Source organism: Achromobacter sp. T5-5 (assembly GCF_055397965.1).
In genome coordinates this window covers 3,093,705-3,108,320 of record NZ_AP027919.1, presented here as the reverse complement: position 1 = coordinate 3,108,320, position 14,616 = coordinate 3,093,705, and the positions used below count along the sequence as shown (strand labels likewise).

At 68.0% G+C, this 14,616-nt stretch carries 14 protein-coding genes; 5 read left to right on the top strand and 9 right to left on the bottom strand.

Annotated features, from left to right (window positions below; genetic code table 11):
- Window positions 1-196: 196 nt before the first annotated feature.
- From ACZ50Q_RS14050 to ACZ50Q_RS14040, 3 genes are all read right to left on the bottom strand, one after another.
- Entirely contained in the window at window positions 197-949 is a 753-nt protein-coding gene (locus tag ACZ50Q_RS14050; RefSeq protein ID WP_464081997.1) for an amino acid ABC transporter ATP-binding protein, read from the bottom strand.
- Between the two features lie 31 nt (window positions 950-980).
- On the bottom strand, window positions 981-1,634 hold the full coding sequence (locus ACZ50Q_RS14045) for an amino acid ABC transporter permease (protein WP_056561483.1): 654 nt from the start codon (window positions 1,632-1,634) through the stop codon (window positions 981-983).
- A 128-nt stretch (window positions 1,635-1,762) separates the two neighbouring features.
- Window positions 1,763-2,554, bottom strand: a complete 792-nt coding sequence (locus tag ACZ50Q_RS14040) for an amino acid ABC transporter substrate-binding protein (protein WP_092578084.1) — start codon at window positions 2,552-2,554, stop codon at window positions 1,763-1,765.
- Window positions 2,555-2,732: 178 nt separating this feature from the next.
- Between ACZ50Q_RS14040 and ACZ50Q_RS14035 the strand changes: the two genes are divergently transcribed.
- Window positions 2,733-3,605: a TlpA family protein disulfide reductase gene (locus ACZ50Q_RS14035; RefSeq protein WP_464081928.1), complete on the top strand. Its 873-nt coding sequence runs from the start codon at window positions 2,733-2,735 to the stop codon at window positions 3,603-3,605.
- A 9-nt stretch (window positions 3,606-3,614) separates the two neighbouring features.
- Here ACZ50Q_RS14035 and ACZ50Q_RS14030 read toward each other — a convergent pair whose 3' ends face one another.
- From ACZ50Q_RS14030 to ACZ50Q_RS14015, 4 genes are read right to left on the bottom strand one after another with little or no spacing between them, the layout of a single operon-like run.
- On the bottom strand, window positions 3,615-3,941 hold the full coding sequence (locus ACZ50Q_RS14030; RefSeq protein ID WP_092578086.1) for a Zn-ribbon domain-containing OB-fold protein: 327 nt from the start codon (window positions 3,939-3,941) through the stop codon (window positions 3,615-3,617).
- Window positions 3,938-5,092 (bottom strand): thiolase family protein, encoded by a 1,155-nt coding sequence (locus ACZ50Q_RS14025; RefSeq protein WP_464081927.1) that lies wholly within the window; start codon window positions 5,090-5,092, stop codon window positions 3,938-3,940. Before ACZ50Q_RS14025 ends, ACZ50Q_RS14030 begins: the two co-directional genes overlap by 4 nt.
- On the bottom strand, window positions 5,089-6,402 hold the full coding sequence (locus ACZ50Q_RS14020; RefSeq protein ID WP_464081926.1) for an MFS transporter: 1,314 nt from the start codon (window positions 6,400-6,402) through the stop codon (window positions 5,089-5,091). Before ACZ50Q_RS14020 ends, ACZ50Q_RS14025 begins: the two co-directional genes overlap by 4 nt.
- Before the next feature lie 37 nt (window positions 6,403-6,439).
- Complete coding sequence (locus ACZ50Q_RS14015; protein WP_464081925.1) at window positions 6,440-8,008, bottom strand: ATP-dependent acyl-CoA ligase; 1,569 nt, start codon at window positions 8,006-8,008, stop codon at window positions 6,440-6,442.
- 137 nt (window positions 8,009-8,145) lie between these two features.
- Here ACZ50Q_RS14015 and ACZ50Q_RS14010 point away from each other — a divergent pair, with 137 nt between their 5' ends.
- Window positions 8,146-9,054 (top strand): LysR family transcriptional regulator, encoded by a 909-nt coding sequence (locus tag ACZ50Q_RS14010; protein WP_464081924.1) that lies wholly within the window; start codon window positions 8,146-8,148, stop codon window positions 9,052-9,054.
- Here the strand turns inward: ACZ50Q_RS14010 and ACZ50Q_RS14005 are convergent.
- Window positions 9,039-10,217: an alpha-hydroxy acid oxidase gene (locus tag ACZ50Q_RS14005; protein WP_464081923.1), complete on the bottom strand. Its 1,179-nt coding sequence runs from the start codon at window positions 10,215-10,217 to the stop codon at window positions 9,039-9,041. The genes ACZ50Q_RS14010 and ACZ50Q_RS14005 overlap by 16 nt on opposite strands.
- Window positions 10,218-10,394: 177 nt before the next feature.
- Between ACZ50Q_RS14005 and ACZ50Q_RS14000 the strand changes: the two genes are divergently transcribed.
- From ACZ50Q_RS14000 to ACZ50Q_RS13990, 3 genes are all read left to right on the top strand, one after another.
- Window positions 10,395-11,294 (top strand): LysR family transcriptional regulator, encoded by a 900-nt coding sequence (locus tag ACZ50Q_RS14000; protein ID WP_092578094.1) that lies wholly within the window; start codon window positions 10,395-10,397, stop codon window positions 11,292-11,294.
- A gap of 225 nt (window positions 11,295-11,519) precedes the next feature.
- Entirely contained in the window at window positions 11,520-12,563 is a 1,044-nt protein-coding gene (locus tag ACZ50Q_RS13995) for a hydroxyacid dehydrogenase (protein WP_464081922.1), read from the top strand.
- A 79-nt stretch (window positions 12,564-12,642) separates the two neighbouring features.
- A complete protein-coding gene (locus ACZ50Q_RS13990; RefSeq protein ID WP_464081921.1) occupies window positions 12,643-13,662 on the top strand; it encodes a Bug family tripartite tricarboxylate transporter substrate binding protein in 1,020 nt (339 codons plus the stop codon).
- A 6-nt stretch (window positions 13,663-13,668) separates the two neighbouring features.
- Here ACZ50Q_RS13990 and argC read toward each other — a convergent pair whose 3' ends face one another.
- Entirely contained in the window at window positions 13,669-14,601 is a 933-nt protein-coding gene (gene argC / locus ACZ50Q_RS13985) for an N-acetyl-gamma-glutamyl-phosphate reductase (RefSeq protein ID WP_464081920.1), read from the bottom strand.
- Window positions 14,602-14,616 lie beyond the last annotated feature (15 nt).

The window sequence follows — 14,616 nt, the reverse complement described above, 5'->3', positions numbered from 1 at the left end:
GTTGCTGGCCGGCGTGAGCGGGCCAGCAGGAAAAAGCCGGCAGTCCCAATCGGGGCTGCCGGCTTTTTTTGTGTGCGACTTGCTGCAGGTTTGGTCTTGCACCCGAAAAATGGAGTGCGGCCCTGTCGATGTGGATCGGGGCGGCCTTCTCTACAAATTGCGAGTCAACTGCCCCGCCCCCCGGACAGCGCACCGCTCAGAGCATGTGCGCCAAAAACTCCCGGCTGCGCGCGTGCTGGGGCGCGGCGAAGAAATCGCTCGAAGGCGCTTCCTCGACGATGCGCCCTTCGTCCATGAAAATGACCCGGTGCGCCACTTCGCGCGCAAATCCCATTTCGTGGGTCACGACCAGCATGGTCATGCGCTCATCCGCCAACTGCTTCATGGTGCGCAGCACTTCGCCGGTCAGTTCCGGGTCCAGCGCCGAGGTCGGCTCGTCGAACAGCATGATGTCCGGCTCCATGGCCAGCGCGCGGGCAATGGCGACGCGCTGCTTCTGGCCGCCCGACAGGCGCGTGGGATAGTTGTCGCGTTTGTTCAGCAGGCCGACCTTGCGCAGCAGCTCTTCCGCCTTGGGCACGATCTCGGCGCGCGCCATGCGTTTTACGGTGATGGGCGCCTCGATGATGTTCTGCAGCACCGTCATGTGCGGAAACAGGTTGAACGACTGGAACACCATGCCCATCTTGCGGCAGATGCGCCGCACGTCCGCGTCGCTGGCGTACTGGCTGCGTCCGCCGGGAACGGCGGCGGCCATGGTTTCGCCCTCGATGTCGATGCTGCCTTCGTCGATGGTTTCCAGATGGTTCAGGCACCGCAGGAAGGTGCTTTTGCCCGAGCCGGACGGGCCGATCACCGCCACCACCTCGCCCTGCTCCAGCGTCAGCGACACCTGATCCAGCACGCGGTTCGCGCCGAAGGACTTGACGATGTTGCGGGCCTGGATCATGGCGGGTCGCGCGATGGCGCCGGCCGGGGAATTACTGGTCATATTTGGCATAGCGCTTTTCCATGTGCTGGAAGAACCACGTCAGGAGCAGCGTCATCAACAGGTAGAAGGCGGCGGCGACGAGGAACGGCGTGGTCGTGAAATCGCGCTGCACGATGCCCCGCGCCGTGCGCAGGATGTCGTTGAGCGCCAGCACGTAGATGAGCGAGGTGTCCTTGACCAGGGTGATGGTCTCGTTGCTCATGGGCGGCAGCACGCGCTGGACCATCTGCGGCAATACGATGCGGCGCAGCGTCTGCAGGTACGTCATGCCCAGCACCTTGCTGCCCTCGTACTGCCCGCGGTCCACCGACTGGATGCCGGCCCGGAAGATCTCGGCGAAGTACGCCGCGTAATTCAGGGCGAACGCGACGACCGCGGCCGGGAAGTCGGGCAGCCGGATCCCGATCACCGGCACGAACGGCAGCGCGAAGTAGATGAACAGCATCTGGAGCATGAGCGGCGTGCCGCGCATCAGCCAGATATAGCCATTGACCGCACGGCTCAGCAGCGGCCACTTCGAGATGCGCGCCAGGGCCAGCACCAGGCCCAGCGGCACGGCGAGCGCCAGCGTGATGAAAAACAGCGTCAAGGTCACTTTCGCGCCTTGCGCCAATGGCCCCAGAAGGGAGAGTACGTAGTCCATGCAGTGGGTTCGCGCCGCGGGGGCAAGTGGAAATCAGGAGCAAGCCCGCCTGGCCTCGCGGCGCGGCGGCGGGCTGCGGACTGCAACGCCATGGCGCCCCGGCCGGCTGGCCGCGGGCGCCTTCGCGCTTACTTGATGATGTTGGCGCCGAACCACTGGGTGGCGATGCGGCCGGCGGTGCCGTCCTGCTTCATCGAATCCAGCGTCTTGTCCAGCTTGGCGAGCAGTTCGGTGTCGTCCTTGCGCACGCCGACGCCGTAGTCTTCCGTGCCGAAGTTCTCTTCCAGCACGCGGTATTCGCCCGCGCGCTTGCTGATCAGGTACCGGCCCACGACCTCGTCGACGACGATGGCGTCCAGGCGACCGGCGGCCAGGTCCATCAGGGCCGTGACGTTGTCGCCAAACTTCTTCACTTCCTTGATCTGGGCGGCCACGGGGTCCTTGGCGATGGCGTCGGTGGCGCTGCTGCCGTCCTGCGCGCCGATGACCTTGCCGGCCAGGTCATTCTTGACCTTGATGGGCGAGGTGTTGCCCACGATGATGATCTGGTGGTTGGCCATGTAGGGCGCGGTGAAGCTGATGTTCTTCTTGCGCTCTTCGGTGATGGTCAGGCCGTTCCACAGCACATCGACGCGCTTGCCGTTCAGTTCGGCTTCCTTGGCGCTCCAGTCGATGGGCTTGAATTCCACTTCGATGCCCAGGCGCTTGCTGGCTTCCTTGGCCATGTCGATGTCAAAGCCGACGATCTGGTTGCTGGCGTCCCGGAATCCCATGGGCGGGAAGTTGTCGTCCAGACCGACGACGACCTTCTTGGGGGTGGCCGGCGCCTGGGCACCCGCGGCGGGCGCGTTGTCGCCGGGACCGCAGGCCGTGAGCAGCGTGGTTGCGGACACAAGAAGTACAGCAGTCAGTTTTTTCATCGTTGTGGGTGCGCCAGGCGCGAGGAGTGAAGAATGCCGGAAAGACGGGCATAAGCCGCGAGGCGGTATTTTAGCCTCCTCGCCGGGAAGTGCCGGCGCGCGCCCTGGCCCGGGCTGCGTCCGCCTGGCGGACGCGCCCGCCATGCTAGGCTGGCGCCCTTCCCCGCCTGGAGTCCGCATGTCGCCCGCCATTCGTCTTGGTCCCCTGGTCTTTCCCGCCGAACTGGCGGTGCTCGCCGCCGCGGCGGCCATCGGCCTGCTGGCTGCGCGCCTCCTGGACCGTCCGGCCCGGGAGAGGCCCGGCGCGGACGCGGCGGGCGTCCTGTGGCGCGCCCTCATCGCCGGGCTGGTGGCCGCCCGGCTGGGGTTCGTCTGGCAGTACCGGGACCTGTTTGCGCAGGATCCGCTGTCCATCCTGGACGTGCGCGACGGCGGCTGGGCGGGCATGACGGGCCTGGCGATCGGCTGGATCTATGCGGTGGTCGCCATGCTGCGGCGCGGCGCTCGCCGCCCGGCCGTGCTGGGAGCCCTGGCCCTGGCCAGCGCGGCATGGCTGGCAGGCGGCCGGATGCTGGCCCCCGAGGGCCAGCCGCAGCCCGCGCTCGCGGCGCTGACGCTCCAGGACCTGAACGGCGTCCCAGCCGGGCTGGCCGCCTTTCAGGGCAAGCCCGTCGTCGTCAATCTGTGGGCAAGCTGGTGCCCGCCGTGCCGCCGCGAAATGCCCGCTTTCGCGCAGGCGCAGGCCAGCCGCCCCGACGTGCACTTCGTCTTTCTGAACCAGGGCGAGGCCAGCCCGCAGATCCTGCAGTATCTGCGGCAACATGCCCCCGGCCTTCGGAATGTGCTGCGGGACCCGGCCAGCGAAGCCTCGCGCAAGTTCAGCAATCGCGGGCTGCCGGCCACGCTGTTCCTGGATGCCGGCGGACGGCTGGTGGACCTGCGCGTGGGGGAATTGTCGGCGGCAACCCTGGCCCAGCGTCTGGACGCGCTGGGCGCAACGGGCGGGCAACCGGTACCGGCGAAGGCCAGCACCGCGCCGACCAGCAAGTAGCCGAGGAAGTCAGTCCGGCAAGACCCGCCCCCAGGGCAGCGGCTGGCCCTGCATCGAGCGCTCAATCGAACGCTCAAACAGGTCGACCCGCTGTCCGATCCGCGACGGCGCGGCTTCAAGCCGCACGACCAGGACAGGACCGTCAGGCAACGCGCGCACGGTCGCGACGACGGCAGGCGGCGCCGAGCCCTGCGCCGGAGCCACCGTCCAAGCCTGGATCTGCGCCGCTTGCACCGGCGCGGAATGCATCCGGTCGTGTCCGCAGGCCGGGCACCAGAGGCGCGCCGGAAAAACCCGGTGTCCGCAGGCGCTGCATTGGCTGATCTGGACGCTCATGCCTCTTCCCTCGCCAGCACGGCGGCATTCGCGCACATGCCATATCGCAGTTGCACCATGCCATAGCCCGTCGCAACGCCAAACCGCGCGCCGTTCAATTGCCGCCCCTGCGCGCGGCCCAGCAACTGGCGCGCGACCTCCACCAGGCCGTGCATGCCGCCCGCCGTGCCCGCCTGCCCCGCCGACAACTGACCGCCTGCCGTGTTGACCGGCAACGCCCGGGAAGCGATCCGGCGCGCGATGAAACCCGGAAGGTCGCCGGCGTTGGCGATGCCCAGATCGCAAAGCTGCGCCAACGCCATCGCGGGATAGTCGTCATAGACGCTGATCACGTCCATGTCCTGCGGCCCCACCCCCGCCTCCCGCCAGAGCGCCTGCGCGAAGTCGGCTATGCCCGTCTGCAGGCCGTCGCCCTCCTGCTGATCCCAGTTGTAGCGCGCGCCGCTCGCCAGCAGCCGCACCCGGACGCCTTCGGGCCGCGCGCGCAGCACCAGCGCGCTGGCCCCGCTGACGACCGGCACGCAGTCCAGCCGCCCCAGCGGCGGCGCCACCATGGGGGCATCAAGGTATTGCGCCAGCGTCAGCGGCTGCCTGTACGCCGCGTTTGGATTGGCCGACGCCCAGGCGCGCTGCGCGACGCACAGGCGGCCATAGTCTTCGCGTTGCAGGCCCGTGCGGGCCATCTGGCGCTGCGTCACCATCGCGAAAAGCGGGTTCGGCCCCGCGCAGCCCAGCGGGCTCAGATAGTCCTGGGCGCTGCGGTTGTATCCGCGCACGAGCGCCGCAAAATCCGCTTCCGCGAAGTGGTCGCCAGCCACCAGCACTATCGTCTCGGCCTGGCCCGCCTGCAAGGCCAGCCAGGCGTGGCGCAGCATATTGATCGCGCCGGCTCCGCCCATCTCGTCCTGCATGCACCATTTCAGGCGCAATCCCAGACGCCAGCCCAGGTCGATCGCCCGATCCGGACGCAGCGTGAAGGATGCCACCCCCAGCCCGTCCACTTGCGCAGGCGTAAGACCGGCGCTGGCCAGCGCCTCCCGGATGGCCTGGGCCATCAGCGCCGCCGTGGAGCAATCGGGGCCAGGGTGGCGCAGCGAGGGCGTTTCGCCCACGCCGACCACGCCGGGACCGCGATCCGGATCCGCCCTCATGCCTCGGCCTGACGGTTGGGTTCACGCGTGAGCAGCAACGTGACCACCGTGACGGCCGCCATGCCGACCAGAAACCACGCCACCGGCGTGGCCGACTCATATTTGCGCAGCAGCGCCATGGCGATCAGCGGCGACAGTCCCCCCGCGAACACGGACGCCAGTTCGTGGCCCAGGGCCAGCCCCGTGTAGCGGACCTCGGCCGGGAACAGTTCCGCGAAGTACGCGGGCTGGGTCCCGATCATGGCCGCGTGGCAGAGGGTATTGCCCAGGAAGAACGCAAGAAAGATCCACAACGGCTCCTTGGTCTGCACCATCCAGAAAAACGGAAAGGCCACCAGCATCAAGCCCACCGACCCGATCAGATAGACGGTGCGGCGTCCGATGCGATCGGAAAGGTGGCCGAACCACACCAGGGTCCCCAGCTCGATGAACATGGAGAGCAGCACGCCGCCCAGCATGACGTCATTGGGGATGCCCAGGAACTTGCCATATGCCAGGGCAAAGGCCAGAAAGATGTAAGACCCGCCGTTTTCCGCGACACGCAGGCCCATCGCGGTGAAGACCTGCCGCGGGTAGCGCCGGAATACCTCCACGGCGGGCATGCCACGCTTGGCCGTCTTGGTCGCCTGCACGAACTCTTCGCTTTCCGGGATGTGCTTGCGGATGTACAGCCCCACGCCGAAGATCAGCACGCTCAGGATGAAAGGCAGGCGCCACCCCCAGCTCATGAACGCCTCCTGCGGCAGTTGCTGCGCCAGCATGAACACGCCGGAGGACAGCACGAAGCCGCCCGCCACGCCCAACTGGCTGAACGACGAAAAGTAGCCGCGGCGCTTGCCCCCCACCGCCTCGCTGATCAGCAGCACGCCGCCGCCCCACTCTCCGCCGGCCGCCGCGCCCTGCAGGATGCGCAGCACGACCATCGCCACCGGCGCCCAGACGCCGATCTGTTCGTAGGTCGGCAGCAGCCCGATCAGGAACGTTGCCGCGCCCATCAGGCCCAGGGTCCATTCCAGCGCCAGCTTGCGGCCATAGCGGTCGCCGATGTGGCCGAAGATGACACCGCCCAGCGGCCGCGCCAGAAAGCCCACCGCAAAGCCCGCGAAGGCGCCCATCGTGCCCAGCAGCGGGTCGGTGCCCTTGGGAAAGAAGAGCTCGCCGAACACCAGCGCGGCCGCGGTGCCGTAGATGAAAAAGTCGTACCACTCCATCGCGTTGCCCGCGATGGAGGCCATCACGACGCGCCGCGTGCGCTTTCTGCGCGCATCCTCGCCGGCGGACACCGCCGTCCCCTTGTATGCCATCGTCATTGCCGCCCCTTGTCTATCTGAATGGATCAAATGGCGCCTAGCGCGCCACGCGATAACCGGCGGCGTCCCGGTCCCAGGTGTCGCCGGTGATGCCTTCCTCCCGCAAGCGGAACTTGCGGACCTTGCCATTCTCGGTGCGCGGCAGATCGTCCACGACGCGCAAGTAGCGCGGCACGGCGAAATACGGCATGCGCGGCTGGCAGAAATCGAGGAGCGCCTGCGGCGTGATGGCCTGGCCGGTCTTGTAGACGAGTGCGGCCATGACCTCATCCTCGGCCAATTCGGATTGCACGGCATACACGGCGGCGGCGGCCACGGCGGGATGCGCCTGCAGCACCTGCTCCACTTCAAAGGACGAAATGTTCTCGCCCCGCCTGCGGATCGCGTCCTTCATGCGATCCAGGAAACGGTAGTAGCCGTCGGCGTCCCGCAGCACCCTGTCGCCCGTGTGGAACCACAGGTTGCGCCAGGCTTGCACGGTCTTGTCGTCCATCCCGAAATAGCCCGTCGCGATGGCGAAGGGCGGACGCGCGCGCAGCAGCAGTTCTCCGGGCTGACCGTCCGGCACCGGTGCATCCTGCGCGTCGGCCACCATGGCGTCGAACTCCGGCACGACGCGGCCCATGCAGCCGGTGCGCTGCTCCGCCAGCGTGCCCCCGAGCGCGAAGTTGGTCTCCGTGGATCCGTAGCCCTCGAGCAAGGCAATGCCCGTGCGCTCGACGAAGGCTGAATGGAAACGTTCCGGCACGCCGGGCGCCAGGGCGATGCGCGTGCGGTGCTGGCGCTCGGCGCCTGTCCGCTCCTGGGCCAGCAGCATCGGCACCATTGCGCCGAGCAGATAGGTCACGGTCGCGCCGCAGGCCGTCAGCCGGTCGAAATAGCGGCTGGCGGAAAAGCGTTCGTCGCAGACGATGCTGGCGCCGGTCACCAGCGCCTGGAAACAGGCGTTCAGCGCATTGGTGTGAAAGAGCGGCAGGCTCGTGTAGAGAATATCGTCCTGCGTGATTTCCAGATTGCGCGCCGCGATCCTGCCCCACCAATAGAACTGCGCGTGCGGGCAGCACACGCCCTTGGACAGGCCAGAGGTTCCCGACGTGTAGAGGATGGCAAGCGTCTCGCCGGGCTGGATGTCCGCTGCCGGCAAACCTTGTTCAGGCGCGGTGGGCGGCGCCTCCACCGCTGCGGGCAGCGACCCGGCATCCGCGCCGTCGTCCAGCAACCAGACGCGGACCAGGGCCTGGGGCCAACTTTCCAGCGCCGCCAAGGCAGGACAGCTTGCGGCGTCCGCCACAACCAGCGTGCAGCCGCTGTTGGCCAGGATGTGCTGCAACTGCATGCCCCGCGACGCGGTGTTGATCGGCACCACCACGGCGCCCAGCCAGCCGCAGCCCAGCACCACCGACAGGAATTCAATGCGGTTCCCGGCCATCAGGCCGACGCGGTCGCCACGCCGGATCCCGGCCGACGCCAGGCTCGCCGCCCACTGCGCCGCCAGTGCGGGCGCATCCGCATATCGCAAGCTGCCGCCAGGCGCCTGCACCCACAGCCGATCGCCCAGGCGGGCGCCCTGTTCCCGCAACAACGACGGCAATGTCAACGCTTGCATGGCGACGCTTCCCCTGTTGTGCGGCTGCGGCCAGACGGCCCCGCAGCCTTCTGGATTTAGTCTAGGAATCAACTATTTATGTGTCAAATTTATGGGTATTATTCGCCTTATAAACGCCATTGATATCAAGGGCATGCATGGAACTGGACCTGAATCTGATGCGGGTTTTCCTGACCGTGTTGCAAGAGCGCAGCGTGACGCGGGCCGCGCAACGGCTGAACCTGACCCAGCCCGCCGTGAGCTACGCGCTGGGGCGGCTGCGCGAACAATTCGGCGATCCGCTATTCCTGCGCACACCGTCCGGCATGCAGCCGACGCCGATCGCGTTTGCGCTGGCCGACCCCATCGAACGCGGCATGAACAGCTTTGCCGAAGCGGTCAGCCTGCGCCTGCGCTTTGAGCCCGCCACCAGCACGCGCCGGTTTCAACTGTCAATGTCGGATATCGGTGAAATGGTGTTTCTGCCGCCGATCATGGAGCGTGTGCACGCGCAGGCGCCGCGCCTGCGGATCGAGGTCCGCGAAGTGCCGCTGGAGGACTTGCCACAGGCGCTCAAGGACGGCGCGGTGGATCTTGCCATCGGCAACCTCGCGGGGCTGGGACGCCAGACCTGCCATGCCGATCTCTTCAGCGAACGCTATGTCTGCATGGGGCGTCGCGGCCATCCCGTGCTGGCGACAGGCCTGACGCGCGGGCAGTACAAGCGGCTCGACCACATCCTGGTGGCCTCGCGCGCCAGCGCGCACCGCCTGCTCGACGACGTGCTGGCCGAGGCCGGCCTGCATCGCCAGCCCTACCTGACGCTACCGCATTTCTCGGCAGCGGCCGAGATCGTCCGCCGCACGGATCTGACCGTGACGCTGCCCTACCGTGCCGCCGTCTGGTTCAACCATGACGACGCGTTCGAGGTGCGCCCGCTGCCCATTGCGCTGCCGGGGCTGTGCGTCACGGTGCATTGGCACGCACGCTTTGAAAGCGATCCCGGCACCACGTGGCTGCGCCAGTTGGTGGTGGACACGCTGGCGGATCATCACGAAGCGCGATAGCCCTCCTCCCCCACCCGCCGCAGAAAGCCCGCGTCCAGCTCCCGCAAGTCCACCACGCCCAACAGGCCCATGTTCCGCTTGACCTCTTCGGTGATCAGGCCGATGGCGTGGGCCACGCCGCGCTGGCCGGCCACCGCGGCCGCATAGTTGAAGGGACGCCCCACGAACACGCAGCGCGCACCCAGCGCCATGGCCTTCAGCACGTCCGACCCGCGCCTGACGCCGCTGTCCAGCATCACTTCCATATCGCCCGCCGCGTCCAGGATCGCCGGCAAGGCATGCAGGGGCGACATGCTGCCGTCCAGTTGCCGGCCGCCGTGGTTGGACACGATGACCGCGTCCATGCCCAGCGCGCGGGCGGACCGCGCGTCGTCCGGATGCAGGATGCCTTTCAACACCATCTGGCCCTGCCAGCGCCGCCGGATGGCCGCCACGTGCCGCCAGTTCAGGTGGCCGCGGTCGGAGAAGTCGCGCAGCACGCTGGCCGACAGTATCGGGGCGCCGCGCGTCGCGTAGTTGTTCTCGAAATGCGGCATGCCGTGGCGCGCCAGCGTGCGCAGAAAGGTGCCGAAGAGCCATCGCGGATGCGTCAGTCCCTGCCATGCAAGGCCCGCGCTGGGCCGCAGCGGCGTCGAGAATCCGGCGCGGACGTTGTTCTCGCGATTGGCGGCGACCGGCGTGTCGACCGTCAGCACCAGCGTGGTCACGCCGGCGGCGGCAACGCGATCGATCAGGGCCGCGATCTGCGCTTCATCGCCCGGCAGGTACGCCTGGAACCAGGTGCCGGGCGCCGCCTCCATGACCGTTTCCAGACGGATCAGCGACGAGCCGCTCATGATGCACGGCACGCCGGCCTCGAAGGCCGCCCGTGCCAGCACGATGTCCCCGCGGTAGCAGGAGAGCGCCGAAATCCCCATGGGCGCCACGCCCACGGGCGCGGCGTATTCCCGTCCCAGCACGGTGCAGCGGGTGCTGCGGGCGGACACGTCCACCAGCACCTTCGGCCGGAACGCATACCCGGCGAATGCCTCGCGGTTGCCCCATTCGGACTGGCCGTCCTCGACCGCGCCGGATACGTACGCGTGGATGGGCTTGGGCAGACGCTTCCTGGCGGCGGCTTCGAAGTCGTGCAGGCTGAGCATGCGGCGCAATGGGTCGGGCATGATGGCTCCTCGCAGCGCCCGCAAGGCGAGCCGCCGCGCTGTGGTCTGGTCTCAGGGTGTCGTGGTGACGGCGGATGACTATAGGCTCGGTGTCCGTTTGAATAAAGTGACTTTATTGATCACCCTCTTTACACTTTTATTCACTCTTAGCGACTTTTGCGCCGACCGCCCGCCGCCATGACCCTCAAGCAACTCGAAGCCTTTTATTGGGCCGCCACCTGCAAGAACTTCGCCATCGCGGCGAACCGCCTGAATATTTCCGTGTCCTCGCTGTCCAAGCGCATCGGCGAGCTGGAGTCTTCCCTGGGCGCCGAGCTTTTCAGCCGCAGCGCCCGCAGCGCGACGCTGACCGCGCTGGGCGAGCAGCTCGTGCCGCACGCCAAGGACCTGCTGCGCAATGCCGACCAGTTCATGCAGCAGGCCAGCACCAACCGCAGTTATTCCGGCCGCTGCCGCTTCGGGGCGGGCGAGCTGACCTCTCTGACCTGGATGGCGCGCCTGATCGAAGTCATCCAGCAAGCCCATCCGGATCTGCTCGTCGAACCCTTCGTGGGCGTGGGAGAACTGGTGGAGCGGGGGCTGGAAGAAGGCGAGCTCGACTTCGCCGTCATCGCCGGCCCCTCGTCGCGCCCCGCACTGGCCTCGCGCGTCATCGGCAGCGCCCACTTCGAGTGGGTGGCGTCCGTCCGGGCCGTGCCCGACCCTGCCACCCTCACGCCGGCCGACCTGCCCGGCCTGACGCTCATCACCTTGCCGCAAAGCTCGGGCGCGATCCGCATTCTGGACGACTGGCTGACCGAACAGCGCGTCTCCCCCGGGCGCAATCAATGCTGCAACAGCTGGGGCGGCATCGCGGCCATGCTGCGCCAGGGCCTGGGGCTCGGCTTTCTGCCCGCGGCGTGGGCGCGCATCCTGATCGATCGCGGCGATCTGATGCCGCTGCCGGGTTTCGCGCCGCTGCGCCCGCTGACCTACACCTTCCAGTGGCGCCGCGACGATACCCGGCCCATGCTGGAAAGCCTGCGGGCGCACGCGCAGGCCTGCCTTGATTTCCACGCGCCGGCGGGCATGGTCTAGCGTCTGCGCCCCCGGCATTGCGCCTAAATGGTTTCCAAAAAGCGTTTCTTTCGACGGCAAATTATTCGCTTTATCTCCGGACACACCCGGCGTAGAGTCGCCCCGGATACACCTCTGGAGACAACGCGCCATGCCGGAAATCGGATTCCCCTTGCACGACTGCCCGAATGGCGGCCCCTTGGACCGCGCCCCGGTCGACGCCGCCCCCACGGCGCGAGGCGCGCTGTGAACGCGGCCGCGCCCCGCAAGACCGCGCGGCTCTGCCGCCTGGATCTTTGGCTCAACCCGGTGTTCGACGAGATCATCCGCGCCACACCCGGCGTGTCCTTGTCGGTGCTGCCGGCCAAGGGCGATGACGCCCGCACGCTGGCTGGCCTGAAGACGGCGCACGCCTATCACGTCTCCGCGGCCAAGGACGAGCTGCCTCGCGCGTGGTTCGTCAGCGCCGAACTGATCGCGCAATGTCCGGAATTGGTCTGCGTGTCCTCGGGCGGCGCGGGTTACGACACCATCGACGTGGCCGCCTGCACGGCGGCCGGCATCGCGGTCGTGAACCAGGCCGGCGGCAACGCGGAGTCCGTGGCCGAGCATACCTACGCGCTGCTGCTGGCCGTGCAACGCCGCGTGGTCGAATCGCACAACCGCCTGCGCCACGACACGGGTTTTACCCGGGAAGACCTGATGGGCCATGAGATCCACGGCAGCGTGATCGGCCTGGTAGGCATCGGGAAGATCGGCACCAGCGTGGCGCGCATTGCGCGCGGCTTCGGGCTGCGCGTGATTGCGCACGATCCGCTGCTCGGCGCCGCGACCATCCGCAGCCGCGGCGCCGAGCCCGTGGCGCTGGACGAGTTGCTGGCGCAATCCGACATCGTGTCGCTGCATTGCCCCCTGGATGCGTCCACGCGCGGACTGTTCGGCGCGCAGGCCTTCGCGGCGATGAAGCGCGGCGCGGTGTTCGTGTCGACGGCGCGCGGCGGCATCCATGACGAGAACGCGCTGCACGACGCGCTGCGCAGCGGACACCTGCGGGGCGCCGGGCTCGACGTGTGGGAACAGGAACCGCCCGATCGTTCGGCCCCATTGCTGGCGATGGACAACGTCGTGGCGACGTTTCATACCGCCGGGGTGACGCACGAAGCGCGGCGCAACGTCGCGCGATCATCCGCGAACCAATTGGCCGCAATGCTGCGCGGCGAACGGCCGCCGCAGCTCGTCAATCCGGAAGTCTGGCCGCGGGCCGCCCAACGCATTGCCAATCTGACATAACAAGGCGGCATGCGCGCCTGTCCGCGCCGCAAGGCCGGCGCAGGCCCATGACCGCCACCACAACCCCAAGGAGACAACCATGCAACACCAGAACAATCTACGACAGCACAATCAACGACGCCACAAGCGCCACACGCTGCGCATCCTGGCGACCTTCCTGGCAGGCGCCGCGCTTTGCTCGGGCGCCGCGCAGGCGGCCGGCTATCCCGATCGACCGATCAATCTGATCGTGTCCTACGGCCCCGGCGGCGGCACCGACCTGGTGGCGCGGATGATGGCCCCGTATCTGCAGAAGCACCTGGGCGGCGACGCGCGCATCGTGGTGTTGAACCGCCCCGGCGCGGGCGGCGCCATCGGCTTCGCGGAACTGGCCCGCGCCCAGCCCGACGGCTACACCATCGGCTTCATCAATACGCCCAACCTGCTGACGATTCCCATCGAACGCAAGACCGGCTTTACGTGGCGCAGCTTCGACCTGCTGGGCAACCTGATCGACGATCCCGGCGCGTTCACGGTGTTGCAGGACAATCCGCTGAAGAGTCTTGCCGACCTGACGGCCTATGCCAAGACGAATCCCGGCAAGGCCACGGTCGGCACCACCGGCACGGGGTCGGACGATCACCTGGCCATGCTGCGATTCGAGCGCACCTCGGGCACCAAGCTCAGCCACATCCCCTATAAGGGGGCTGGGGAGGTGCGCGGCGCGCTGGCAAGCGGCGAAATCACCATCGGAGCCATCAACGTCGGCGAAGCGCTCCAGTACCAGAAAGGCGGCACGCCCCTGCGATTCCTCGGGCAGATGGGCAAGACGCGCTCGGCGGCATTGCCCGACGTGCCCACCTTCAAGGAACAGGGCTTCGATTTTGAACTGGCGTCGCTGCGCGGCCTGGCCGCGCCCAAGGGCCTGCCCGACGACGTGCGCATTAAGCTGGTCACGGCCGTGAAGCGCACCGTGGACGATCCGGAGTTCCAGGCCAAGGCCAGGGAGATGTTCGCCCCGCTGCGCTACCTGCCGCCCGCGGACTACGCCAAGGAGCTGGCGGCGGGCGAGGCCGAGTTTCAGCAGCTTTGGAAAGACGCGCCGTGGCTTGACAAGTAATCGCCCTCAGCGCAGCGCCGCCAGCATCAAGTCCAGATTCTGCACCGCCGCGCCCGACGCCCCTTTGCCCAGGTTGTCGAAGACGGCGGTCAGGAGCGCCTGGCCGTGCTGCGCATTGCCGTACACCGCCAGGCGCAGGTCGTTGGTGCCATTCAGGACCTGCGGATCCAGGTGCGTATGGGACGCGGCGTCCTCGGTCGCCACCACCTGCACATGGGCCGCGCCGGCGTAGTGGCGTTGCAGGACGCCGTGCAGCGTCGCGGCGTCCACGCCCGCCGGCAGCAGGCGCAGGTGCAGCGGCACCGTCAGGACGATGCCCTGGCGGAAGGCGCCATAGGACGGCACGAAGACCGGGCGCTGCGACAGGCCGGCGTGGCGCTGGATCTCGGGCGTGTGCTTGTGCGCCAGGCCCAACCCATAGACCTGGAATGCGGGGCCGCGCGCGCCTTCCGGGTCCTCGTACGCCTGCACGCTGGCGCGGCCGCCGCCCGAATACCCCGACACGGCGTGCACGACCGCCGGATAGTCCGCGGGGACCAGGCCAGCCTGGACCAGCGGACGCAGCAGCGCAATCGCCCCGGTGGGATAGCAGCCGGGATTGCTGACGCGCTGCGCGTGGGCAATGCGTTCGGCCTGGCCCTCGCTCATTTCCGGAAAGCCGTACACCCAGCCGTCATCCGTGCGGTGCGCGGAGCTGGCGTCGATGATGCGCACCTTGGGGTTGACGACGGAGGCGGCCGCCTGGCGCGCGGGTTCGTCGGGCAGGCACAGGATCGCGATGTCGCTGGCGTTGATCGCCTCGGCGCGGCGCTGCGGGTTCTTGCGGTCGGCCTCGGGCAGCGTGAGCAGGCGCAGATCGGTACGGCCGTGCAGCCGTTCATGGATCTGCAGGCCGGTCGTGCCCTGGTCGCCGTCGATGAAAACAAGGGGTTGGGTCATGATGCTGTCCGCGTG